This is a genomic window from Actinoplanes sandaracinus (assembly GCF_030009775.1).
Taxonomy (GTDB): Bacteria; Actinomycetota; Actinomycetes; order Mycobacteriales; family Micromonosporaceae; genus Actinoplanes; species Actinoplanes sandaracinus.
Genome location: NZ_JASCTH010000024.1, coordinates 153088 through 176294 on the forward strand (window position 1 = coordinate 153088; position 23207 = coordinate 176294).

29 protein-coding genes are annotated in these 23207 nt (G+C 71.3%); 11 read left to right on the forward strand and 18 right to left on the reverse strand.

Features of this window, described 5'->3' with window-relative positions:
* Positions 1-99: 99 nt before the first annotated feature.
* Positions 100-765 (forward strand): potassium channel family protein, encoded by a 666-nt coding sequence (locus QLQ12_RS32170; RefSeq protein WP_282764287.1) that lies wholly within the window; start codon positions 100-102, stop codon positions 763-765.
* Positions 766-768: 3 nt separating this feature from the next.
* Positions 769-1449 (forward strand): potassium channel family protein, encoded by a 681-nt coding sequence (locus QLQ12_RS32175; RefSeq protein ID WP_282764288.1) that lies wholly within the window; start codon positions 769-771, stop codon positions 1447-1449.
* On the opposite strand, the gene QLQ12_RS32180 is transcribed toward QLQ12_RS32175, so the two are convergent.
* From QLQ12_RS32180 to dut, 4 genes are all read right to left on the reverse strand, one after another.
* A complete protein-coding gene (locus QLQ12_RS32180; RefSeq protein WP_282764289.1) occupies positions 1417-2235 on the reverse strand; it encodes a DUF3159 domain-containing protein in 819 nt (272 codons plus the stop codon). The two genes, QLQ12_RS32175 and QLQ12_RS32180, sit on opposite strands and share 33 nt — an antisense overlap.
* Positions 2232-2609, reverse strand: coding sequence for an OB-fold nucleic acid binding domain-containing protein (locus tag QLQ12_RS32185; RefSeq protein ID WP_282764290.1), 378 nt, complete (start codon positions 2607-2609; stop codon positions 2232-2234). The genes QLQ12_RS32180 and QLQ12_RS32185 overlap by 4 nt, the downstream gene beginning before the upstream one ends.
* Positions 2610-2697: 88 nt before the next feature.
* A complete protein-coding gene (locus QLQ12_RS32190; RefSeq protein WP_282764291.1) occupies positions 2698-3372 on the reverse strand; it encodes a DUF3710 domain-containing protein in 675 nt (224 codons plus the stop codon).
* Positions 3373-3399: 27 nt separating this feature from the next.
* A complete protein-coding gene (gene dut / locus QLQ12_RS32195; protein ID WP_282764292.1) occupies positions 3400-3852 on the reverse strand; it encodes a dUTP diphosphatase in 453 nt (150 codons plus the stop codon).
* 91 nt (positions 3853-3943) lie between these two features.
* On the opposite strand from dut, the gene QLQ12_RS32200 reads away from it, so the two are divergent.
* Entirely contained in the window at positions 3944-4444 is a 501-nt protein-coding gene (locus tag QLQ12_RS32200; RefSeq protein WP_282764293.1) for a DUF3093 domain-containing protein, read from the forward strand.
* On the opposite strand, the gene QLQ12_RS32205 is transcribed toward QLQ12_RS32200, so the two are convergent.
* The gene (locus QLQ12_RS32205) at positions 4407-5252 is read right to left on the reverse strand and encodes a hypothetical protein (protein ID WP_282764294.1); all 846 of its coding nucleotides are present in this window, start codon (positions 5250-5252) and stop codon (positions 4407-4409) included. The two genes, QLQ12_RS32200 and QLQ12_RS32205, sit on opposite strands and share 38 nt — an antisense overlap.
* Before the next feature lie 148 nt (positions 5253-5400).
* The gene (locus QLQ12_RS32210) at positions 5401-5697 is read right to left on the reverse strand and encodes a DUF4193 domain-containing protein (protein ID WP_014446959.1); all 297 of its coding nucleotides are present in this window, start codon (positions 5695-5697) and stop codon (positions 5401-5403) included.
* A 346-nt stretch (positions 5698-6043) separates the two neighbouring features.
* On the opposite strand from QLQ12_RS32210, the gene QLQ12_RS32215 reads away from it, so the two are divergent.
* Positions 6044-6610 (forward strand): LytR C-terminal domain-containing protein, encoded by a 567-nt coding sequence (locus QLQ12_RS32215; protein WP_282764296.1) that lies wholly within the window; start codon positions 6044-6046, stop codon positions 6608-6610.
* Positions 6611-6627: 17 nt separating this feature from the next.
* Here the strand turns inward: QLQ12_RS32215 and QLQ12_RS32220 are convergent, their stop codons facing one another.
* The gene (locus QLQ12_RS32220; RefSeq protein WP_282764324.1) at positions 6628-7434 is read right to left on the reverse strand and encodes an inositol monophosphatase family protein; all 807 of its coding nucleotides are present in this window, start codon (positions 7432-7434) and stop codon (positions 6628-6630) included.
* Positions 7435-7704: 270 nt separating this feature from the next.
* Between QLQ12_RS32220 and QLQ12_RS32225 the strand changes: the two genes are divergently transcribed.
* The gene (locus QLQ12_RS32225; RefSeq protein ID WP_282764297.1) at positions 7705-9234 is read left to right on the forward strand and encodes an RNA polymerase sigma factor; all 1530 of its coding nucleotides are present in this window, start codon (positions 7705-7707) and stop codon (positions 9232-9234) included.
* 270 nt (positions 9235-9504) lie between these two features.
* Positions 9505-9744 carry a DUF7455 domain-containing protein gene (locus QLQ12_RS32230; RefSeq protein WP_282764325.1) on the forward strand — a complete coding sequence of 80 codons (240 nt, stop codon included), beginning with the start codon at positions 9505-9507 and terminating at the stop codon, positions 9742-9744.
* A 74-nt stretch (positions 9745-9818) separates the two neighbouring features.
* On the opposite strand, the gene QLQ12_RS32235 is transcribed toward QLQ12_RS32230, so the two are convergent.
* From QLQ12_RS32235 to QLQ12_RS32255, 5 genes are all read right to left on the reverse strand, one after another.
* Positions 9819-10058 (reverse strand): helix-turn-helix transcriptional regulator, encoded by a 240-nt coding sequence (locus tag QLQ12_RS32235; protein WP_282764298.1) that lies wholly within the window; start codon positions 10056-10058, stop codon positions 9819-9821.
* The gene (locus tag QLQ12_RS32240; RefSeq protein ID WP_282764299.1) at positions 10058-10555 is read right to left on the reverse strand and encodes a hypothetical protein; all 498 of its coding nucleotides are present in this window, start codon (positions 10553-10555) and stop codon (positions 10058-10060) included. Before QLQ12_RS32240 ends, QLQ12_RS32235 begins: the two co-directional genes overlap by 1 nt.
* Before the next feature lie 77 nt (positions 10556-10632).
* Positions 10633-12363, reverse strand: a complete 1731-nt coding sequence (locus tag QLQ12_RS32245) for a DEAD/DEAH box helicase (protein ID WP_282764300.1) — start codon at positions 12361-12363, stop codon at positions 10633-10635.
* A 94-nt stretch (positions 12364-12457) separates the two neighbouring features.
* Entirely contained in the window at positions 12458-13072 is a 615-nt protein-coding gene (locus QLQ12_RS32250; protein WP_282764301.1) for a trimeric intracellular cation channel family protein, read from the reverse strand.
* A gap of 7 nt (positions 13073-13079) precedes the next feature.
* Entirely contained in the window at positions 13080-13298 is a 219-nt protein-coding gene (locus tag QLQ12_RS32255; protein WP_282764302.1) for a DUF3039 domain-containing protein, read from the reverse strand.
* Between the two features lie 196 nt (positions 13299-13494).
* Here QLQ12_RS32255 and QLQ12_RS32260 point away from each other — a divergent pair, with 196 nt between their 5' ends.
* Positions 13495-14445 (forward strand): pseudouridine-5'-phosphate glycosidase, encoded by a 951-nt coding sequence (locus tag QLQ12_RS32260; RefSeq protein ID WP_282764303.1) that lies wholly within the window; start codon positions 13495-13497, stop codon positions 14443-14445.
* Positions 14446-14470: 25 nt separating this feature from the next.
* Entirely contained in the window at positions 14471-15352 is an 882-nt protein-coding gene (locus tag QLQ12_RS32265; protein ID WP_282764304.1) for a carbohydrate kinase family protein, read from the forward strand.
* A 2-nt stretch (positions 15353-15354) separates the two neighbouring features.
* Here the strand turns inward: QLQ12_RS32265 and QLQ12_RS32270 are convergent, their stop codons facing one another.
* From QLQ12_RS32270 to QLQ12_RS32290, 5 genes are all read right to left on the reverse strand, one after another.
* On the reverse strand, positions 15355-15747 hold the full coding sequence (locus QLQ12_RS32270; protein ID WP_282764305.1) for a DUF3099 domain-containing protein: 393 nt from the start codon (positions 15745-15747) through the stop codon (positions 15355-15357).
* A 55-nt stretch (positions 15748-15802) separates the two neighbouring features.
* A complete protein-coding gene (locus tag QLQ12_RS32275; protein ID WP_282764306.1) occupies positions 15803-16381 on the reverse strand; it encodes an HhH-GPD-type base excision DNA repair protein in 579 nt (192 codons plus the stop codon).
* Between the two features lie 82 nt (positions 16382-16463).
* Positions 16464-18041, reverse strand: a complete 1578-nt coding sequence (locus QLQ12_RS32280) for a chemotaxis protein CheA (protein WP_282764307.1) — start codon at positions 18039-18041, stop codon at positions 16464-16466.
* A 40-nt stretch (positions 18042-18081) separates the two neighbouring features.
* Positions 18082-18708 (reverse strand): chemotaxis protein CheW, encoded by a 627-nt coding sequence (locus tag QLQ12_RS32285; protein WP_282764308.1) that lies wholly within the window; start codon positions 18706-18708, stop codon positions 18082-18084.
* Between the two features lie 20 nt (positions 18709-18728).
* Positions 18729-20666, reverse strand: a complete 1938-nt coding sequence (locus tag QLQ12_RS32290; protein WP_282764309.1) for a methyl-accepting chemotaxis protein — start codon at positions 20664-20666, stop codon at positions 18729-18731.
* Positions 20667-20909: 243 nt separating this feature from the next.
* Here QLQ12_RS32290 and QLQ12_RS32295 point away from each other — a divergent pair, with 243 nt between their 5' ends.
* Positions 20910-21158, forward strand: coding sequence for a hypothetical protein (locus QLQ12_RS32295; RefSeq protein WP_407651651.1), 249 nt, complete (start codon positions 20910-20912; stop codon positions 21156-21158).
* A 64-nt stretch (positions 21159-21222) separates the two neighbouring features.
* The gene (gene dtd / locus QLQ12_RS32300) at positions 21223-21642 is read left to right on the forward strand and encodes a D-aminoacyl-tRNA deacylase (RefSeq protein WP_282764310.1); all 420 of its coding nucleotides are present in this window, start codon (positions 21223-21225) and stop codon (positions 21640-21642) included.
* A gap of 16 nt (positions 21643-21658) precedes the next feature.
* Here the strand turns inward: dtd and QLQ12_RS32305 are convergent, their stop codons facing one another.
* Positions 21659-22447 (reverse strand): sporulation protein, encoded by a 789-nt coding sequence (locus tag QLQ12_RS32305; RefSeq protein ID WP_282764311.1) that lies wholly within the window; start codon positions 22445-22447, stop codon positions 21659-21661.
* Positions 22448-22682: 235 nt separating this feature from the next.
* Here QLQ12_RS32305 and QLQ12_RS32310 point away from each other — a divergent pair.
* Positions 22683-23207, forward strand: a 525-nt coding sequence (locus QLQ12_RS32310; protein WP_282764312.1) for a sigma-70 family RNA polymerase sigma factor, incomplete at its 3' end; no start/stop codon positions are given.

Consider the following 23207-nt stretch of genomic DNA (forward strand, 5'->3'; position numbering starts at 1 on the left):
CGGGCGCACCTCACGTCGCGTGCCCCGCCCCGGACAGCGGCTGTCCACCGGGCATGGGAGGCTCACACTGGTCCGTACAGATTCGGGAGGGCACGAACCGTGCACGTGGTCATCATGGGATGCGGCCGGCTCGGTTCGACGCTGGCGCAGAGGCTCGACGGACAGGGCCATCAGGTCGCCGTGATCGACCGGGACGCCGACGCGTTCCGGCGGCTGGGCGACAACTTCGGCGGCGTCACGGTGAACGGCATCGGCTTCGACCGGGAGACCCTGCGGTCCGCCGGCATCGAGCGGGCCGACGCGTTCGCCGCCGTCTCCAGCGGTGACAACTCGAACATCATCTCCGCCCGGCTGGCGCGCGAGACGTTCGGCGTGTCCCGGGTGGTGGCCCGCATCTACGACTCCCGGCGCGCGCAGGTCTACGAGCGGCTGGGCATCCCGACGATCGCGACGATCCGCTGGGCCTCCGACCGGATGTACCGGTTCCTGGTGCCGGACTCCCGGGTCGAGGTGTTCCGCGACCCGACCACCGTGGTCAGCATCGTGGAGACCCCGCTGCACCGGGACTGGATCGGCCGGACCGTCAAGTCGCTGGAGGACCGCACCGGGGCCCGCGTGGCCTACCTCTCCCGCTTCGGCATGGGCACCCTGGCCCAGCCGTCGGCCGTCCTCCAGGACGGCGACCAGGTCTACATGCTGGTCACCGACGACATCGTGGAGCAGGTGCTGGACATCGCCCAGGGCGCCGACAAGGAAGGGAACTGACCGGTGCGCATCGCCATCGCGGGGGCCGGCAACGTGGGCCGGTCCATCGCCCAGGAGCTGATCGGCAACGGCCACGAGGTCATGCTGATCGAACGGCATCCGCGGCAGCTCTGCCCGGAGCGGGTCCCCGAGGCCCGCTGGGTGCTCGCCGACGCCTGTGAGCTGAGCAGCCTGGAGGAGGCCGACCTGGCCGGCTGCGACGTGGTGGTCGCGGCGACCGGTGACGACAAGGCCAACCTGGTGGTGTCGCTGCTGGCCAAGACCGAGTTCGCGGTGCCCCGCGTGGTGGCCCGGGTGAACCGTGCCGAGAACGAGTGGCTCTTCACCGAGCAGTGGGGTGTCGACGTCGCGGTGAGCAAGCCCCGCCTGATGGCCGCCCTCGTCGAGGAGGCGGTGACGGTCGGCGACCTGGTCCGGCTGATGACGTTCCGGCAGGGCGAGGCCAACCTGGTGGAGATCACTCTGCCGAAGAACGCGCCTTACGAGGGCAAGCCGGTGCGCTCGTTGCCGATGCCGCGGGACTCCGCGCTGGTCGCCATCCTGCGCGGCAAGCGGGTCCTGGTGCCGACGCCGGACGACTCGCTGGAACCCGGCGACGAGCTGATCTTCGTGTGCACCAGCGAGGTCGAGGACCAGGTCCGTTCGGTGATGCTAGGCGACCGTGGTGTCCCGCCGCTGGGCTGACGTCACCCGGTGGATCGCCCAGGCCGTGAAGGCGAACGTGGCGGCGTAGATCGGCCAGCTCACCAGGATCCGCACGATGCCGAGCGCGTTCGCCTCGCCCAGCCAGTAGAGATAGGCCTGGATGCCGGCCCGCAGGCTCAGCGAGGCCGCCCACAGCACGGTGAGCCACTGGAAGGTCCGGAACAGTTCGCTGTTGGCGAACCAGTCCTGCCGTCCCTTGTTCGCCATGATGCCCCAGGCGTAACCGATCAGTGGCTTGCGGAACGCCACCGAGACCAGCAGCAGCGCGGCCTGGCCGAAGGTCAGCAGGATGCCGGGCAGGTAGAAGTTCTTGGCGTCGCCGGTGCGCCAGGCCAGCCAGGCGCCGAGCGCGATGCCGAAGAGGCCGTTGACCGCGTGCCGGATCGGCTGCCTGCGGACCAGCCGGACCCCGCCGATGGCCAGCGCCGAACTCACCGAGCCGATGATCGCCCAGAGCAGCGCGTCGCGTTTCTCCAGGCCCAGGACCGCGTCACCGAGCAGCACGTTGAGCATCACGAAGGCGAGGACCGGAACGCTGGACTCGATCAGCCCGCGGACACCGCCGAGCTGCTCGGAGATCTGCTCGCTCATCGACGGGAGGGGTTCCTCCTCGTCGTCGCCTTTCGCGGGCTGCATCACCTCGTGCAGGTCCTGCTCCGCGATGATCTCCTCGGCGAGCTTCTCCTCGGCCGATCCGATCACCTCGGAGAGGCGTTCCTCGACCGACTCGTGTGCGGCGTGGCGCGGCTCGCTTCCGGTTGTCACCGGGGCGCCTCCAGCTCGTAGTAGGGGTTGTAGATCACCTTGCGATCGTCCCGGACGGCGATCCGGCCGCGCGCGGTGAGCTGACGCCCCGGTTCGATGCCGGCGATGGACCGGCGCCCCAGGAAGACCAGCGTGACCACGTCACTGCCGTCGTAGAGGTCGGCCTCCAGCGTAGGCAGGTTGGTTCGAGGAGTGTACGCCACGGTGCGCAGTCGTCCCGACACGGAGACGACCTGCCCGCGGCGGCAGTCACCGGCCGGGACGGCGCCGCACTTGGCGCTATCCCGCTGCAACTCCTCCGCGTCGAGTTCCGAATCGGTCGCTGTCAACCGGCTCAGGAACCGGCGCAGTCCGGTGCGCTCTTCGGTCGTCATGACTTCGCTGTCACCCTTCGTCGACGCGACGCAGTGTGCGCGTGCGCCCGACTCCCACGCTACGCCCGAAACGCTCCGGTGATCTAGGTCACGCCATCTGGTTGCCGTTCGCCGCCTGCTCCGCCGCGGCCTGGCCCTGCTCGGCCATCTCCTTCGGCAGCCGCATCGGCAGCGGCTCACGCACCGGGCGGGGCTCGGCGTCGCGGACCACGACGAGACCGGACAGCACGTCGCCCAGCACGCCCTCACGGCCCGGGTCGGAGGCCGCCGCACCCTGGTAGAGCGCGCGAACCATCCAGCGCGGCCCGTCCACGCCGACGAACCGGACGTCCGCCGGGCCGTCCGGGGTGTTCACCCGGGCCACCAGCTCGACGCCGTACTTGCCGTCGACCTCGCGGGCGTCGACCCCGTCGGCGGTCATGGCCGCGGCGATCTCGGCACGCACCTCGCCCCAGATGCCCTCGGTCCGCGGAGCGGCGAAGACACCCAGTTGCAGGGCGCTGTCCCCGTCGACCAGGACGACCTGCTCCACGCCGCCCTCCGGGTTGGCCTGCACCCGCACCTCGACGCCCTCGATCGCCGGGATCAGCAGGCTGCCCAGGTCGAGCCGCTGAACCCCGTCGGGGGCGTGCGACGAGTCCCACGGGCCGAACTCGGGGGCGGGCGCCGTGCCGTCGGAGGCGAGGCTCTCGGCGAGCGCCTTGGAGGGCGGCGCGTCAGCCGCACGGACGTGCTTCGCAGCCTCGCGCTTACGGGAGAACATCACTGCCAGCCTTTCCTTCTCTTCAGCTCAGAGGGCCTGGTGGCCGCCGGTCGAACCGTGCCCGCCCGCACCGCGCGCGGTGTCGTCGAGGGCGTCCACAGCGTGGAACGCCGCCCGCTCCACCCGTTGGATCACGAGCTGGGCGATCCGGTCGCCCCGGGAGATCTTGACGGTGTTCTCCCGATCGTGATTGATCAGGTTCACCAGGATCTCGCCGCGGTATCCGGCGTCGACCGTACCGGGCGCGTTGAGGACCGTCACGCCGAGGCGCGCGGCGAGTCCGGAGCGTGGGTGCACCAGGCCGACGAACCCGTCCGGCAGGGCGATCGCGACGCCGGTGCGAACCTTGACCCGCGCGCCCGGCGCGATCTCCGCCTCCTCGGCCGCGACCAGGTCGGCGCCGGCGTCACCGGGGTGCGCGTAGGCCGGCAGGGGCAGATCCGGGTCGATCCGGAGGACCTGGACGTTCACATCGGTCACGGCGGGGTGTCCTTCACTGGGGTACTGCGGGCGGCACCTACCCTGCCATCCTGCCTCGCCCGGCCACGGAGGCGCGCCGTACCCTTCGAGGGTGACACCCCAGTCTCCGGCCCGCACGGTGGCGGCCCACCAGGAACGGCTCAACGTCCCGTGGTGGGCATGGCCGGCCGCCCTCGCGGGATCCGCCGTCATCGCCGTCGAGCTGGCCCTGGGCCTGCCCGAACTGCCCACCTGGCTGCCGTTCGCGGTGCTGGTCCCGCTCGGGCTGCTGCTGATCGTCCCGATGGGCCGGCTGCGGGTCGAGGTCACGCCCACGGAGTTCCGGGTCGACGACGCACGGCTGCCGGTCGAGTTCATCGCGGACGTGGTGGCCCTCGACGCCGCCGGCAAGCGCGAGGCGCTGGGCGTCGGATCGCACCCGCTGGCCTTCGTGGTGCAGCGGGCCTGGATCGGCACGGCCGTGCAGGTGCTGCTCGACGACCCGGCCGACCCGACCCCGTTCTGGGTGGTCAGCACGCGCCACCCGGTCGAGCTGGCCACCGCCCTGCTCGAGGTCAGCCGCCGAGCGCGGGCCGAGCGGGCGGCGTCCTGAGCGCCGGCTTGCGCAGATCGGCGTGGACGCTGTCGCCGACCTGCCGGGTGGCCCGCCGATTCAGGTAACTGGCCACCGCCGCACCGGTCAGCATCGGGCCCAGCGTGGTCAGGTTCCGGCCGAACCGCTTCATCAGCGACTTCTGCAGCTCCTTGCGGGCCGCCGTGCCCAGCACGGTGGCGACGCCGACGCCCGGCACCAGCGGGTTGACCCCGCGCTGGCCTGACCACGACTCGACGAGCTTCAGGGCGCGCTCACCGACGGTGCCGGTGATCGGGCGGCCGTACAGCTCGTGCAGCTCGCCGATCAACTTGATCTCGATCGCGACCACGGCCACCGTCTCGGTGGCCAGCAGCACGGGCGCGGAGAGCAGGGCCGGCGCGGCGACCCACTCGACCGCGGCGATGCCGCCCCCGGCCGCGCCCACGCCGGCGGTCGCCCGCCCGGCGTTACGGATCAGGCGCTCGGCCAGCTCGGCGTCGTCCAGGCCGGGAAAGTGCCGGCGCAGCGTCTCGCCGTCCCGGACCGGGACGTGCGGAGCCACGTCGGCGACCACGTCGGTGATCCAGCGCAGCGCCGCCTTCGGCCGGAACAACCGGCCGACGTCACGGGCACGGAACTGGCCGGCCAGGCGACCGAGGAGCCGCCGACGGCCGCCCGGCTCCAGGTCGTCCGCGGTGAGGGCCGCGACAGTGCGGCCCACATCCGACGTCGGCTCGGCGCCTGGCGTCGGCTCAGCGTCCGGTGTCCGGGCGGCGGTGGGCACGATCTCGGTACCGGGCTCGGTCACGCGATCCGGCTGGCTCATCGTCGTCCTTCCCGTGGTCGTCACCGGCTATCTGTGCCCGGTCACGACCCAGGGTCAAACCCCCCTGTCAAACCCCCCTGAGAACGCCGTACGCCCGACCGCGGGGACCGCGATCGGGTGGGTGACGCCGCGCTGCGCGCGAGTGCGCTCAGGCGCACTCGCGGCAGATCAGCTCCCCGTTGCGTTCCGTGGCCAGCTGGCTCCGGTGGTGTACGAGGAAACAGCGGGAGCAGCGGAACTCGTCGGTCTGCATCGGCAGCACCTTGACGGTGAGCTCCTCGTCGGCGAGGTCGGCGCCGGGCAGCTCGAAGCTCTCCGCCACCTCTACCTCGTCGACGTCGACTGCGCCCGACTGCGAGTCGGCGCGGCGCGCCTTGAGCTCCTCAAGGCTGTCCTCGCCGAGGTCGACCTCATCGCGACGCGGGGCGTCGTAGTCGGTGGCCATCGGTCTTCACTCTCCTGTATCGATGTGTCACTTGGCGTCTGTAACGCCATTGGCAGGGTTTCGGTTCCCGGTTCCGCCGGCCGATTTCCGACACCCGTCAGGACGTTGGAAACCGCCTCGCCGGGCGCGGAACCCTACCGCTGTCGCGGCAGGCTTGTACGTACTCCGGCGGCACATTGTTCCCGATGTGACTGAGGCGACATCAAGGTAGGGGCATCAGGCTCTGGATCATCGTCAACGCGCCGGAAGCATTCCCTGTTTCCGCGCCCCTGGCGGACAGACGCTAACCTCTCGACAGGCCCGGGCACCTTACCCGGGTCCGTCGTCCGATCCTGGAGCCAGCCCCATGAGCTTTGCGCGCGTCCGAGCGCTCGTCGTCGTCGGCGTGCTCACCGTGGCCGCGGTGGTCTTCGTCGTCGTCGCCCTCTTCCGGGACACGCAACGTGACCTCGCGAGTGGCGGCTGCCCGGCCGGGGCGCCGCTGGCCGACATCCGGCTGCCGAACGATCCGGCGAAGGTCACCATCAAGGTGTTCAACGGGACCAAACGGGCCGACCTGGCCGAACAGGTGAGCAACGAGTTCGCGAACCGCCGCTTCGTCGTCCAGGAGGTCGGCAAGACCAAGACCAAGGTCGAAGGCGTCGCCGAGATCCGGTACGGCCCGGACACCGTCGGCAAGGCCCACCTCCTGCAGGCGTACTTCCTGGCCCACTCGACGATGGTCTACAACGCCAAGCGCGAGGGCGACGTGGTCGACATCATCATCGGCGACAAGTTCCAGGCACTCGCCACCACGACCGAGGTGAACCAGTCGCTCGGCGCCGAGGGCGAGCCCACCCTGCCCCCGGGCGCCTGCGTCAAGCCGGCCGAGAAACCGGCCGAGGAGCCCTCGGAGCCCGAGACCAGGCAGTGACCCGGCCGCCGGCGGGCTCACGGCCCGCCGGCCGCGTCCAGCTCGACCAGGGCGTCGTGCAGGGCCGGAAAGAGCGCCGGCGGCGCCGCCACGAGCATCTCCCGCCCGGCCGGCGCGCCGGCGAGGCCGGAGACGACGAGTCCCGCCTCCGCCGCGATCAGGCCACCCGCCGCGTGGTCCCACAGGTTCAGTCCCTTCTCGAAATACGCGTCCAGCGACCCCTCGGCCGCGAGGCACAGGTCCAGTGCCGCCGCGCCGAATCTGCGAATGTCACGCACACGGGTGATCAGCTGGGCCATCACGGCCCCCTGATGCGCCCGCCGCCGCGCGTCGTAACCGAACCCGGTGCCGATCAGCGCCTGGTCCAGAGTGGTCCGCACCGAGCCGCTGAGCCGCCGCCCGGCCCGCCACGCCCCGCCGCCCCGGGTCGCCGTCCACTCGTCGCCGGTGGCCGCGTTGACGACCACACCGGCCACCACCTCGCCGTCACGCTCGGCGGCCAGCGAGACCGCGTACTGGGGCAGGCCGTAAAGGTAATTCACGGTGCCGTCGATCGGGTCCAGGATCCACCGGACGGCACCCGGGCGCACCGTGACCGCGTCGCCGTACTCCTCCCCGAGGACGCCGTCGTCGGGCCGCTCCGCCAGCAACACGCCGGTCACCTGCCGTTCGACCGCCTTGTCCGCCGCGGTGACCACGTCGGTGTCGGTGCTCTTGGTCTCGACGTCGCCGATCGCCTCGTCCCGCATCCGGCGTGCCGTGGCGGCCGCGTCCCGGGCCACCCGCACCGCCACGGACAGCAACTCGCCAGGTGTCGATACCATCGGAATCTCGCTCACGTAGGGGTCCTTTCCGCCGATAGCATTCTCGCGTCAGGCGTCTCTGACGAGGTCGTCGGGCCCCGGCGGCGTGCTGTGGGCGGAGGATCTCGGTAAGCGGCGCTACAATTCACCCCTGCCCACGCTTCACGGACACTCACCAGCGGGACGGTCCGTGACCCGGGGGTCCCCAAAACCGACTCCGGCGACAGTCGCCCTCGCGTGCTGCGCTGGACCGTGGCCGTGCCCAATCTCATCGCCTCCGGAAGGTCATTCGTGACAGAAGCCCACCAGAACGGTGCCGACGTTCGCTCTCTCACCGAGGCCTTGATCACCCATGCCCAGGGTGCTGGCGGGCAACTCACATCGGCACAGGTCGCGCACACGCTCGAGTCCGCCGCGGTGAACCCGGCGCAGGCCAAGAAGATCCTGCGCGGGCTGGTGGACGCCGGCATCACCGTCGTCGTCGACGGTTCGGCCAGCACCCGGCGCCCCAAGGTGGCAGCGGCCCGCTCCACCACACCGGCTTCCCGGGCGACCACCGCCAAGACCGCCGCGGCCAAGAAGGCCGCGCCCGCGCCCAAGCAGGCCTCACCGGCCGGCGGGGGTGACGCCTCAGGCCCGGCCAAGAAGGCCGCTCCGGTCCGCAAGACCGCCGCCGCCAAGGCCGCCACGGCGAAGAAGCCCGGCGAGGAGGGCCCCGGCGAGGAGATCGATCCCGCCGAGCTCGCCGCCGTGGTCGAAGACGTGGTGATCGAGGAGCCGCCCGCCCTGGTGGCGGCGGCCGCCACCGACGCCGCCAGCTCGGCGACCGACGGCGACTTCGAGTGGGACGACGAGGAGTCCGAGGCGCTCAAGCAGGCCCGCCGTGACGCGGAGCTGACCGCTTCCGCCGACTCGGTCCGTGCCTACCTCAAGCAGATCGGCAAGGTTCCGCTGCTCAACGCGGAGCAGGAGGTCGAGCTCGCCAAGCGGATCGAGGCCGGCCTCTACGCCGCCGAGCGGCTGCGTGCCGCCGACGAGGGTGAGGAGGCGCTCGAGCGCAACTTCGAGCGTGACCTCAAGTGGATCAACCGGGACGGCGAGCGGGCGAAGAACCACCTGCTCGAAGCCAACCTGCGTCTGGTGGTGTCGCTCGCGAAGCGCTACACCGGCCGTGGCATGGCGTTCCTCGACCTGATCCAGGAGGGCAACCTCGGCCTGATCCGCGCCGTCGAGAAGTTCGACTACACCAAGGGCTACAAGTTCTCCACGTACGCCACCTGGTGGATCCGGCAGGCCATCACCCGCGCCATGGCCGACCAGGCCCGCACCATCCGCATCCCGGTGCACATGGTCGAGGTCATCAACAAGCTCGGCCGCATCCAGCGTGAGCTGCTCCAGGACCTGGGCCGCGAGCCCACCCCGGAGGAGCTCGCCAAGGAGATGGACATCACGCCCGAGAAGGTGCTGGAAATCCAGCAGTACGCTCGGGAGCCGATCTCCCTGGACCAGACGATCGGCGACGAGGGCGACAGCCAGCTCGGTGACTTCATCGAGGACTCCGAGGCGGTCGTCGCGGTCGACGCGGTCTCCTTCTCGCTGCTGCAGGACCAGCTCCAGCAGGTGCTGCAGACCCTCTCCGAGCGGGAGGCGGGCGTGGTCCGGCTGCGTTTCGGCCTGACCGACGGCCAGCCGCGCACGCTGGACGAGATCGGCCAGGTCTACGGGGTGACCCGGGAGCGGATCCGGCAGATCGAGTCGAAGACGATGTCGAAGTTGCGTCACCCGTCCCGGTCGCAGGTCCTGCGCGACTATCTCGACTAGGGCCGCTCCGCGGTACCTCGACTAGGACGTTTGGTCAACTTTACGTGTCCGAATGGTCACCACCCGTACATCAACGGGTGGTGATCAGACCGTTGTGCAGAAGTGATCGTTGACGTGGCACCCTTGGATCACGGCACACTAGCCAGACCAGCGTGTGACTTCGGTCCCCCCGGGGCACTCTGGGAAGGCTGCAACGGTGCAGGGTGTTGCACGATGTGTGAGCAGTAGCCGAGGAACATGTTCATCGGTGACGAACAGAGGAGGAAGGCGATGACCCCGACCCTCACGCCGCCGGCCGGAAGTGTGGCCGGCCCCGCAGCCGATGAACGGTGCGACCGCTGCAATGCAGCCGGGAAGCTCCGTTTGACCCTGGCGGGTGGCAGTGAACTGGTTTTCTGTGGCCACCACGCCAACCGGTACGCCAAGGACCTGGTGAAGATCGCCGTGCAGTACAAGGCCGATCCGGAATTCACCTGGCGCGGCGCGGACATGATGGCGAACTCCAACTAGCAGCAGCGGTCCCCCGACTAATACGTGACGACAAGACAGGGCGCTCCCGGCGGGAGCGCCCTCTCTGCGTCGTCTCAGTCCTCGGCCCAGAGCGTCTCGACCGTGGTGCCCAGCGCCCGGGCCACCTTGATCGCCAGATAGACCGAGGGGGCGTAATCGCCGGTCTCCATGGCGATGACGGTCTGCCGGCTCACCTGGATCTCGGTGGCCATGCTCTGCTGGGTGAAACCGGCGGCCTTGCGGGCCTCCCGGATGCGGGCGCCGGTCGTGCCGCCGGCCTCAGCGGCCCGCACCGTGCCGGACGGCGGGGCCATCAGTCCTCGTCCCCGACGGCGAGGGCGTCCTGACGGCGAACCCGGCGGGTCTGCCGACCCTGGATCACCGCTCCGACGCCGAGGCCGAACGTGGCACCGATGATGCCCATCCACCACGTGTCCGACCCGGGGAAGACGTGGTAGTAGAGACCGACGATGAAGACGCAGTAGGGCAGGCCGGCGAGCGCGCCGAGCAGCAGCCGCTTGCGGCTCCACTCCCGTGGCGTGATCTCGACCTGCCGGCTCTTGACGTAGATCGGGCGGATCGCGATCGGGATCAGCAGGGCGGCGAGCACGATCGCCAGCGGCCAGGCGACCGGCGCGCCGACCACCCAGACAAGCCCGGCCGCCGCCCACGGGACGGTGATCGCCTGCAACTGGGCGACGGTGGCGGCGCCCTCGTACCACCGCAGCCGCTCCCTCTCGTCGCGGCCGTAGAGGTCGCCGTCGAAGTCGAGGTTCCAGCGAACAAATCGATCCATGAGCGTCGTCGTCATGCGTCCATTCTGATGTTAAGTCCTCTTGACGTCAAGAGGACTTAACAGTCAAGAGGACTTAACATCAGCGGCGACGGTCAGAGTGTCTGGATCGTGGCGATCCGTTCCTCCAACTGCTCGATCGTGGCCTGCGCGCTCGGCGGCCCGCCACAGAGCCGGCGCAGCTCCGCATGGATCTTGCCGTGCGGCAGGTTGGTGCGGTGGTGATGCGCCGCGACCAGGGTGTTCAACTGCCGCCGCAGACTGTTGCGCCGCTCCCCCGCGCTCATCGGCACGACCGGCTCCCGAACCACCGGCTCCGCGGTCTTCGCCTGCTCCGCCTGCTGCCGTTTCTGGGCCGCCATCTGGTCGGACTGGCGCCTGTTCAGCAGGGTGGTCACCTCGTCCGGGGTGAGCAGGCCGGGCAGCCCCAGATAGTCCGCCTCCTCGGCGGTCCCGGTCAGCGCCCCGGTGCCGAACGACGTGCCGTCGTAGATGACCTGGTCCAGTTCCGCGGTGGCGGACAGCGCCTCGAACTTCTTGTCCAGATCCCCGAGGGCGTCCTCCGCCTTCTGAGCCCGCTCCAGCAGGGAGTCCTCGAGGCCGTCCTTCTCCTTCGGCGCGCCCAGCACGTGGTTGCGCTGCGCCTCCATCTCGCTGGCCAGCCCGAGTAGGTGCGGGACGCTCGGCAGGAACACCGTGGCGGTCTCGCCCTCCCGCCGGGCCCGCACGAATCGGCCGATCGCCTGCGCGAAATAGAGCGGGGTGGAGGCGCTGGTGGCGTAGACGCCGACGGCCAGGCGCGGGATGTCGACGCCCTCGGACACCATCCGGACGGCGACCATCCAGCGTTTGTCCGAGGCGGCGAACTCGGCGATCCGGCCGGAGGCGCCCTCGTCGTCGGAGAGCACCACGGTGGCCGGCTCGCCGGTGAGGTCGTGGAGCAGCTTCGCGTACGCCCGGGCGGCCTGCTGGTCACTGGCGATGACCAGCCCGCCCGCGTCCGGCATGCCGTGCTCACGGATCTTCGTGAGGCGGGCGTCGGCGGCTCGCATCACCTGCGGCATCCAGTCGCCCCGGTGGTCCAGGGCGGTCCGCCAGGCCTGGGCGATCAGGTCCTTCGTCATCGGCTCGCCCAGCCGGGCGGCCAGCTCGTCGCCGGCGTTGGTGCGCCAACGGGTCTCGCCCGAGTACGCCATGAACAGCACCGGGCGCACGACCCGGTCCTTGAGCGCGTCGGCGTAGCCGTACACCGAGTCGGCGTGCGAGCGCTGGATGCCGTCCTGGCCCCGCTCATAGGTCACGAACGGGATCGGGTTCTCGTCCGACCGGAACGGCGTGCCGGTGAGCAAGAGGCGGCGTACGGCCGGCTGGAAGGCGTCCTTGACCCCGTCGCCCCAGGTGCGTGAGTCACCGGCGTGGTGGATCTCGTCGAGGATGACGAACGTGCGCCGGGTGAGGGTGCGCCGCTTGTGCACGGCCGGCGCCATGCCGACCTGGGCGTAGGTGATCACCGCCCCGTGGAAGTCGCGCGACGAGTGCACGTCCGAGTTGCGGAAGTTCGGGTCGAGCTGGATGCCGACCCGGGCCGCCGCCTGCGCCCACTGGGTCTTCAGGTGCTCGGTGGGGCAGACCACGGTGACCGCGTCACAGGTGCCGTCGACGAGCACCTCGGCGGCGATCCGCAGCGCGAACGTGGTCTTGCCGGCGCCGGGCGTCGCCACGGCCATGAAGTCCTCGGAACGGCGACGAAGGTACGTCACCATCGCCTTGCGCTGCCAGTCCCGCAGCGTCGGAAAGGTATCCAGGTTGGGCACAGGCGGGCTCAAACTCCCGAAATCCCTTCGTCCATGGAAAAACCTCCGCGATTCATCGGCGCGGAGGCGGGGTCCAGCATAGCCGCGGACTGTTGCCGGACTCCGGTTACGGCACCGCCACCGGCGCCGACCATCGGCGGTAGAGCGCGATCAACCGGACTCCGGTGATCAGGGCCGCGGCGAGGGTGAGCGGGACCAGGCCGGTCAGTTTCAGCCGGTCCAGGACAGCCACCAGCACGGCGCCGCCAAGGGCGACCACCGCGTAGATCTCTCGTTGCAGAACCGCCGGGATCTCCCCGGTGAGCAGGTCACGGGTCAGGCCGCCGCCGATCGCTGTGAGCATGCCCACGAGACAGGCGCCGACCGCCGGCACGCCGGCGTCGAGCGCCTTCAGCGTGCCGGTCACGGTGAACAGACCCAGTCCGGCGGCGTCCAGCATCAGCACGGCACGCCGCATCCGGTGCAGTGCCGGATGCAGCCAGAAGACCGCGACCGAGGCGGCCACGGCCGTCACCGCGTACCGCCAGTCGGCGAACGCCAGCGGGGGGACGGCCCCGATCACCAGGTCACGCAGGATGCCGCCGCCGAGCGCGGCCGCGAAGCCGACGAACGCGACGCCGAACAGGTCGAGCCGTTTCGCGACGCCGGCCGAAGCGCCGGACGCGGCGAACACCGCCACACCGACAAGATCCGCGACGAGCAGCAGATATCCGCCCGTCACGGCCTGATCAGGCCTTCATGGCCTGATAGATCTCCTTGCACTGCGGGCACACCGGCGATCCGGGCTTCGGCGTTTTGGTCACCGGGAAGGTCTCGCCGCAGAGTGCCACCACATGCGTGCCCATGACCGCGCTTTCCGCGATCTTCTCCTTGCGCACGTAGTGGAACATCTCGGGACCGGTGTCGGTGTCCTGTGTTTCCGGACGCTCCAGGATCTGGGTGCTCACGGTTGTCTGCCCTTCGGGAAATCAAAGCTAGAGGCCACGACGGAGCCAGGGCTCCAGTCGACAAGTCTGACACCTCACGCCTGGTCGGTCCAACGACAACGCAGGGGCCGAACGCCGTACGGTTGCCAGTCGGGACCGCCCGCACCGACCTGCCGGGGCCTGTTCCGGGGCTGGCAGGGCACGACAAGGAGACACAGTGACTGACTTCGCGATTCGATACGGCGAGCACGTGACCCGTGCCCGCCGGGACGGCCGTCCGGTCGTGGCCCTGGAGAGCACGATCATCTCGCACGGCCTGCCGCACCCCGACAACATCCGGGTGGCGCGCGAGATCGAGCAGGCCGTCCGGGACAACGGCGCGGTCCCGGCCACCATCGGCATGATCGGTGGTGAGGTGGTCGTCGGTCTGGAGGACCACCAGGTCGAGCGCCTGGCGTCGGCGGAGGCCGTGGCCAAGCTCTCGGTCCGGGACCTGGCGATCGCCGCCGCCCGGGGCGCCGACGGGGCCACCACCGTCGCGGCCACCAGCGCGATCGCGGCGGCCGCGGGGATCGGCGTGTTCGCCACCGGCGGCCTCGGCGGGGTGCACCGCGAGGCGAACGTCACCTACGACGAGTCGGCCGACCTCACCGCTCTGGCCCGCACCCCGATCGTGGTGGTCTGCGCCGGGGTGAAGTCGATCCTCGACGTCGGCGCCACCCTGGAGCGCCTGGAGACCCTCGGCGTCTCGGTGGCCGGCTATCAGACCCGGCGTTTCCCCGGCTTCTTCATCACCGACGGCGGCTTCGACCTCGACTGGCAGCTCGACTCGCCGGAGCAGGTGGCTGGCTTCATCCGGGCCCGCACCGGGCACGGCGTCACCGACGGCGCGCTGGTGCTGGCCAACCCGCTGCCCGCCGAGGAGCAGCTGGACCCGGCGCTGCACGACCGGACCCTGGCCACCGGGCTGAACCTGCTGGCCGAGCAGAACATCACCGGCAAAGCCGTCACCCCGTTCCTGCTGGGCCACTTCCACGCCAGCACCGAGGGCCGGAGCCTGGCGGTCAACATCCGGATCATCCTGCGTAACGCGGCCCTGGCCGCCGAGATCGCCGTCGCCGCGGCCCGCGGATCGACGGCGCCGGTCGGCTTCGCCGTCCCGGCCTGACAACGTCCAGCGTGAGGAACAGCGCATGATCTTCGTCGTCGGCGACCTGGTCACCGACGTCCTGGTCGAGCACGACGGGCCGATCCAGGCCGGCTCGGACACGGACGCCGCCATCCGGGTCGCCGGTGGCGGTCAGGCGGCGAACACGGCCGCCTGGCTGGCCCACTGCGGGCAGGCGGTCACCCTGATCGCGGCGGTCGGCGACGACCAGGCCGGGCGTGACCGGGTGGCGGAGCTCACGGCGGCCGGGGTGCGGTGCGCCGTGCGGGTCCATCCGGGCGCCGCCACCGGCAGCGTGGTGGTGCTCACCGGTGCGTCCGAACGCACCATGATCACCGACCGGGGCGCGTCGCTGCTGCTCGATCCGCGGCACGTCACCTCGGTGATCGAGGCCGCGCCGGCCGGCGGCCACCTGCACCTCTCCGGCTATCCGCTGCTGCACGCGGGGTCCCGCCCGGCGGGCCTGGCGGCCCTCGCGGCCGCGGCCTCGGCCGGGATCACGGTCAGCGTCGACGCGGCGTCCGCCGCCCCGTTGCGCGCCACCGGGACAGAGGCCTTCCTGGATTGGGTACGCGGAACCGATCTGCTCCTGTGCAACGCGGACGAGGCCGGTGTGCTGGCCGGGCCGGGCACGTCGGCCGACCAGGCGGCGCGGCTGGCGGCGCACGTCCGCAACGTGGTGGTGAAGCAGGGTGCGGCCGGCGCCCGGTGGGCCGGGCCGGACGGCGGGGAATGGTCGGTGCCGGCGGAGGCCGTACCGGTGAAGGATCCGACCGGCGCGGGTGACGCCTTCGCGGCGGGCCTGCTCACCGCATGGTGTTCGGGCGCCGCGCCGGAAGCGGCGCTGCGGGCCGGTGGCACGCTGGGCGCCGCCGCGGTGGGACGGACCGGGGCGCGCCCCGCCTGACGTCAGTCGCCGCGGCGTCGCGTCGCGTACCCCTCCTCGGGGTCCTCGACGATCTCGGAATCGATGGTGACGTGCTCCGGCTCGGCGGGGCGCGGCTCCTCGAGGGCCCGGCGGACGTCCTCGCGGGCGGCCTGGTCGGCGGCCCGCTCCTCCTTGCTCTTGGGCGGGCGGTCGTTGGCGATCAGCACCGCCATCCAGGGCAACAGGACCATGCCGAGCGCGCAGAGAGCGAGCCAGAGCGGCAGCAGTGGCACCTGGGCACTGATCAGGATCCCGCCGAGGATGAGGCAACCCGCCCGCACCGCCATCATCGATACATAGCGGATCTGCCGGCTACGAAGCTGAGCGTCCTGGCTGCGAGCCGCATCGGTGATCAACACCGGTTGCTTTTTCACGCGAGGTCTCCGATCGACCTCGCCATCCTCGCACTCACCGGGCCACACCGCCCAGCTAGGCTTCTTTCGCGGCTTTCGCTTCGGCCTTGACCTGCTTCTTGTAGGCGCGCACCCGGGCCAGCGACTCGGCGTCGACGATGTCGGCGACGGACCGGTAGGACCCCTCCTCGCCGTAACCGCCGGCCGCCTCCCGCCAGCCCTCCGGCCGCACGTCGTAGAGCTTGCCCAGCAGCGCCACGAAGATCTGCGCCTTCTGCTTGCCGAACCCGGGCAGGGCGAGGATGCGCCGGTACAGCTCGGCGCCGGTGGCGACGCCACGCCACAGGTTGGCGGCGTCGCCGTCGTACTCGTCGGCGATGACCCGGCAGACCTCCTGCGACCGCAGCGCCATCGCCTTGGGGAAACGGTGCAGGGCCGGCGGCTCGGCGAAGATCGCGATCAGCCGCTCCGGGTCGAAGTCGGCGATCTCGGCGGCGGCCGGCTCGTGCCCGAGCCGCTGCGCCAGGACCCACGGCGAGGTGAAGGCCTTCTCCAGGGTGATCTGCTGGTCCAGCACGATGCCGAGGGTCACCGCGAGCGGATCGCGGTTGAGCAGATCGTTGGCTTCGGCCGGTATGGGCAGCGAGAACGTCACGTGACCATGATGTCAGGTTCCACGACGGCCTCGATGCGGTGGACGCCCACACGCGGCACGCCGACCGGGGCGGGCCGTCTCCTCACGCGATGCGAGCGGCACGGCCGAGCACCTGGCTCATGTCGAGCACGAGCAGGACCAGGCCGTCGCCGAGCAGGGCGGTCCCGGAGAACTCGTCGGCGTAGGCGAGCAGACCCTCCATCGGCTTGAGGACCACGTCGGCCTCACGATGGAACCGCTCGACGAGCAGGCCGGTCCGCCGGCCGTTCACGCTCACCACGAGGATCCGCCGGTCGGCGCCGGCGTCGGCGGACCACGGCATGTCCAGGACCCGGGCCAGATCGACCACCGGAACCACGTCGCCGCGCAGCATCATCACCTCCTGGCGCAGCACCCGGCCCATCTCCCCGGCCGGCACCCGGGCCGTCTCGACCACCAGGTCGACCGGGACGCCGAAGCGCTGCCCGCCCACGCCGACCACCATCACCCGGGTGACCGCCGTGGACAGCGGCACCCGCAACCGGACGGCCGTCCCCTCACCGGGCTCGGACCGGATGGTGACCGCTCCGCCCAGCTTCTCGACACCCGCCCGGACCGCGTCCATGCCGGCGCCCCGCCCGGGCCGGACGGGGATCTGCGCCGCCGTCGTGAAATCCGGGCCGGCCCCGCGCCCGTCGTCCGACACCTCGACGATCACCGCGTCCCGGTCGGCGACCGCCGTGAGGGTAAGCCGGCCGGCCGGCGCCTTTCCGGCGGCGACCCGCTCGGCGGACGGCTCGATGCCGTGGACCACGCTGTTGCGCACCAGGTGCGTCAGGGGTTCGCCCAGAGCCTCGATGACGTCGGCGTCGGCCACCGTGTCCTCGCCCTCGGTGACCAGCTCGACGGTCGTGCCGAGGCGCCGGCTGAGGTCCCGGACCAGTGGGGGGAACCGTCCGAACGCCACCGAGAGCGGAACCATCCGTACGTCGGTGACGGCGGCCCGCAACTGCTCGGCGATCCGGTGCATCCCGGCGTGCTGGTCCTTGATCCGGCGGCTGAGCATCCGGCTGCCGAACTCCTCCTCGGCGGCGACGGCCAGGAAGGTGAGCCCGTTCGTGGCCACGTTCAGCTCGGCGGCCAGCTCCACCAGCCGGTCCATCTTCTCCTTGCCGACCTCGATCACCGGGGTGACGGGCACGGTGACCGTCTCCTCGGCCTCCGGCGGCGGCTCGCCGCCGCCGGGGCGCCGGGTGAGCGCCCCGCTCTTCGTCGCCCGCGTGGGGGGCGTCGCCTCGCCGCCGAGCGGGGCGCGCAGTCGGGTGATCAGCTCCGCCGCGTCGGCGCCCGCGCTCGACGGGAGCCGCTCGTGCGTGCTCACATGTGCCAGCCAGCCACGGATCAGGTCGAAGGCGGCCAGCAGGTCGCCGGTCATGCCCGAGTCGAGGCCCAGACGGCCGGCGCGGACCTCGGCCAGCAGGTCCTCGGTGGCGTGCGTGAGGCGGGTCAGCTCCGGGAGGTCGAAGAGCCCGGACGAGCCCTTGACCGTGTGCGCGGCCCGGAACACCTCGTTGACCGGTTCCGGGTCGCCGGGCACGCGCTCCAGCCGGAGCAGTCCCCGGCCCGCCTGGGAGAGCAGGTCGTCCGTCTCGGCGAGGAACTGGGCGAGCAGCGGGTTCATGCCGCCACCTCCCGGTCTGCGGCACCGGCGCTTCCGGCGGTCAGCATCGTCCGGCCCCGGGCGAGGTGTCCGGGGGTGGCAGCGTGCCGACCGCGCCGGTCACCACGTCCGGCCGTCCCTCGCGGGGAGAAGCCGGTCCACCCGGACGAGCTGGAGCATCCGCTGCCGGCCCGGGAGGTCCGCCACGGGCGGGCGGCGAACCGTCGCGCGTGGACCGTTTCCCGGAGAGCCGGGGGAACCGGCCGCCGATCAGGTTGTCGACGTCGAGCACCGTGGTCATCCCGCCCCGGGACTTAATCACACCGGCCAGCACGCCGGACCGGTCCGCCGGCCGCACCGACGAGGCCGGCTGGACCTGCCGCGGGTCGCAGCGGATCACACCGGACACCCGGTCGACCACGAAACCGAGCGGCACGTCCCCGTCCACCACGATCACCCGGCTGGTCTCGTCGTGCCCGGCCCGGTCCCTCGCGCGGCGGCTCCGCAGACTGACCACCGGCAGCACCCGGCCACGCAGGTCGGCCAGGCCCTCCAGCGAGGGCGGGCCGAACGGCACCTTCACCACCGCGGGCATCCGAATGATCTCCCGCACCCGGCGCGCCGGGACGGCGTACCGCTCCCCCGCCACGTCGAACGTCACGTAGTCGTCGTGCTCGGCGGCGTCCATCCGGTGCCCTTCTCGCCCGGTCAGACGGCGTTCTGCGGCTCGGTGGCGAGGGCGGCGAGGGCGGCGATCTCCTCGGCCGCGGCCGTCAGCTCCTCGGCGCCCTGAACCTGCTCCCCGGCCACGACGGAGGACTGGGCGGCGAGCCGCCCGGTCTCGTGGGCGGACGAGACGATCTGGTCCAGTCCACTCCTGGCCTCGGCGAGCACCCCGGCGATCTGTACCGCCGACTCGCGTACCCCGTCGTTGCCGCCGCGGACCTGCCGCATCTCGCGCTCGATCTCCTCCAGCCGGGCGGCGGTCGCCGTGGCGGCCTCCACCGCGGCCGGCGCGTGCCGATCGTTCTCCTCCAGGCCGGCACGGACCTCGGCGACCCGGTCCTGTACCGCCGTCATCAGGTCCTTGATCCGGTCGGCGTCGTCGGTGGAGTCCCGGGCCAGGTCGCGAAGGTCGGTGGCGACGACGGCGAAGCCCTCGCCGGGCTCCCCGGCCCGGGCCGACTCGACCGAGCCGTTGACCGCGAGCATGGTGGTCCGGATCGACACGTTCGCGATCCCGTCGACGATCTTGTCGATCCGGCGGGAGATCCGCTCCAGCTCGCTGACCCTGCGAACGCTGTCGGCGGCTTGACGGGCGGCCTGGCCGATCGCGTCGATCATCGAGTCGACCTGCTGCCTGGTGCCGTCCAGCAGCTCCAGGATCACGTCGGCGCGCTCCACCGCGGACCCGCCGCGGTTCACCGAGAGCCGGACGTCCTGTTCGATCCGGCCGACCAGCTCGGACGCCTGCCGGCCCTGCTCCCCCGCCGTCCGCGCTCCGGCGCCGAGCTCGTTGATCGCCGCGTTGATCCGGCCGGCGGCCCGGCTGATCTCCTCCACCGCCGCGGTCAGCTCCTCCGCGCTCTGCGCGACGTCCGTGCCGCTCCGCGGCGTCTCGGACGCCTCGGCCAGCTCGTCGGCGACCTGCTCGCTCCGCCGCAGCGCCCGGGTCTGCCGGGCCACTGTCCGGAGCGACTCCTCGCAGACCGCGAACTGCTGCTCAGCCGCCGCGGCGACCTCCCCGGACCACTGCCTGCCGGTCGCCGCGGCCCGTTTCGACTGCTCGGCGAAGGCGGCCATCTCGACCGCACCGGCCACGATCGTGCCCACGCCGGCCCGGATGTCCTCCCATCGCGAGGTGATCGTCCTGCCCCTCTCCACCTGGCCCCGGGCCGTCTCGGCGGAGGTCCGCACCGCACCGGCGATCTCGGTGACGGCGGTGCGCGCCTCGTCGACCAGGTCGCGGATCCGACGGGCGTGGCGCTCACTCGTCTCGGCCAGCGTGCGCAGCTCGTCGGCGACCACGGCGAAGCCCTTGCCGTGCCGCCCGGCCCGGGTCGCCTCGATCGCCGCGTTCAGCGCCAGCAGGTCGGTCCGGTCGGCGATGTCGGCCGCCATCTCGCCGATCTCACCGATCTCGCCGGCCTGCCTCTCCAACTCGGTGACGGTGACGACCGAGGCGATCTGGCGGGCCGAGGCACTCTCCACGATGGCCGTCAGCCTGCCGATCCCGCCGCGGGTCTCGCCGAGCAGGCCGTGCACCGCCCGGCCGAGGCCGGCGACCTGGCGGGTGGTCTGCTCCTGGCCGCCGATCCGCTCCTCGGCCCACGTCATCGCGGCCAGGCTCTGCCGGCCGGCGCCCGAGGCCTCCTCCGCTCCGGCCGCGATCTGCCGCATCGACTCGCCGAGTCGCCGGCACGCCTCGGCCGCTTCGGCGGTCTGCGCCGAGATCTCGGCGGTGGCCGCGGCGATCCGTTCCGTGGCCTGCTGCTGTCTCGCCACCATCCGGGCCTGCCGCCGGCTCGCGGCCGAGGCGCCGCCGCGCGACGGCCGGGCCGGGGTGGCCGTGGTGGCCGTCCCGGCCGGACGGGCCGTGCGATCGGTGTCGGCGCCGCGCCCGGCGGCGGTGCTGGCGAGGGGCACGGGGTGATCTCCCATTCTGGGTCCGGTTCGATCCGGCGGGGGTCGGGTCGCCGCGATCGGGGTGCACCGGTCGCCACCATCGGAGCTCAGAACCCGACAAACCCCTCCACCCAGGCAAATCCTGGCATCGCCGGAAGCATGTCGAGGAGATATTCACCGAGTTCGGGGTGAAGCGCCGGGGGTTTGCGCGGCCCTCGGGCGGGCAAACCGGGCGACTACGCCCCACGAACCGGAAGGTGGACGATGAGCGACTCGCGTACCGAGGACGAACTGTCCAGCACGATCCCCGCGGGAACCGACACGGAGGAACTCCGCAACGGTGGACCGGCCCCGGCCGAGGGCATCATGACCACGACGGGTGGCACGGCCGGGCCGGCCAGCTTCCCGAACCGGGCACGCACCGGCCCGGGGGTCGCGAACACCACCACCGGCGACGCCACCACCGGGGCGCTGCGCACCGAGGACGAATACACCAGCGATCAGGCCGGCTGAGCCGGTCGGATAGCGTCCATCCCGGCGTCGCGACTCTCGCGGCGGCCGGGACGGCGGGAGTCACATGCGCGCACTCGTACAGACGGTGAGCCGGGCGAGCGTGACCGTCGACGGGGCGACCACCGGCGAGATCAAGGACGGCCTGCTGGTGCTGGTCGGCGTGACCCACGACGATACGCCCGCCAAGGCCGCCGAACTGGCCCGCAAGACGTGGGAACTGCGGGTCCTGGACGACCGCTCGGCCGCTGATCTGGCCGCGCCGCTGCTCGTGGTCAGCCAGTTCACCCTCTACGGCGACGCGCGCAAGGGCCGCCGCCCGAGCTGGAGCGCGGCCGCGCCGGCCGAGGTCGCCGAACCCCTGATCGAGGAGTACGTGACAGCGCTGCGCGCCCGGGGAGCGACCGTGGAGACCGGCCGCTTCCGGGCGCACATGCTGGTCGAAAGCGTGAACGTCGGACCGTGCACGGTCCTGTTGGAGCTTTAGCGGGCCCCGTTCCCCGCTAGAAGAACATGCCCCGGCGCTGGGCCGACTGGCGCAGCCACTGGTCCAGGCGGGACACCCAATCGGTCTGCTCGGCGGTCGCGTAGTCCACGTCGAAATTGCCGAACGCGTCGCGCCCCTCGGTGAAGACACCGCCACGCTTGTCGAGTTCCAGCACCACCTGAAGCTTGTGCGGCGTCGGCAGGAAGGTCAGTTCGAGCTGGTTGATGGCGCTCGCGTACTGCGGCGGCGGGTAGAACTCGATCTCCTGATAGAACGGCAGCTGCTGATCGACCCCGTAGATCCGGCCCTGCTCGACGTCGGCCCGGTTGAATCGGAAACCGATCTGGAGCAGCGCGTTGAGGATCCGCTCCTGGGCGGGCAGCGGGTGCACGGCGACCGGATCCAGGTCCGACTTGTCGACGGCGCGAGCCACCTCCAGTTCGGTGGCCAGGCCCATCGTCATGCCGTGCAGGTGCTGGCCGTACACCTCGGTGATGGGGGTCTGCCAGGGCACCTCGAACCGGAACGGGACGTCGTGGCGCGCGCCGGCCTCCAGCTTGAACGAGCCGGTCAGCCGCTGACGGTGGAACTCCTGGTTCGACTGGTACTCGCTGTCGCCGCTCTCCACCTCGACACGGGTCATCAGGCCGACCGCGACGTACTCGATGTCGACCGCGTGGTCACCGCCGACCACGTGGACCTTTCCCTCCAGGTAGCCGCCCGGATAGGTGTTCGGGTTGGTCAGCACGGTGTCGACTGACGGGCCACCGACGCCGAGCGCTTGCATCATTCGCTTGAAGACCACGCTGATTCCCTCCTAGGGCCAAGCACATTATCGAGTTCCGGCAAACCTCCGGTGACCCGAACGCCCGGGTTGTCGGCTTGACGACGACAGGGTTCTCCCCGATTCATGCCACCTGGACGCTGGCCTCACCTCCGCTTAACGCGCCTCGGACGAAGCTTGCCCTCACACAGGCGCGGAAGCGGCTGGTACGCACGAGACGTTATCGCGGGGGAGGGGACTCAAAGTGGTCCTGGAGATGAAGGCATCGGATTCCAAGGTCGTCGAAGACATCGTGACCGACGAAGTCGAGGCGCTTGCCGACCTGGACGCGACTGACGAGCGCGGCGTATCCGCAGATCTGGTCCGCGCTTACCTCAACGGCATCGGCCGCACCCGGCTGCTCACCGCGGTCGAGGAGGTGACGCTCTCCAAGCGGATCGAGGCCGGGCTGTACGCCGAGGAGAAGCTGCCGACGGCTCCCGCCGATCTGGCGCCCCTGCTGCAGGTCATCGCCGCCGAGGGCAAGTCCGCCAAGAACCACCTGCTGGAGGCCAACCTCCGGCTCGTGGTCAGCATCGCGAAGCGCTACACCGGCCGTGGCATGGCGTTCCTCGACCTGATCCAGGAGGGCAACCTCGGCCTGATCCGCGCCGTCGAGAAGTTCGACTACACCAAGGGCTACAAGTTCTCCACGTACGCCACCTGGTGGATCCGGCAGGCCATCACCCGCGCCATGGCCGACCAGGCCCGCACCATCCGCATCCCGGTGCACATGGTCGAG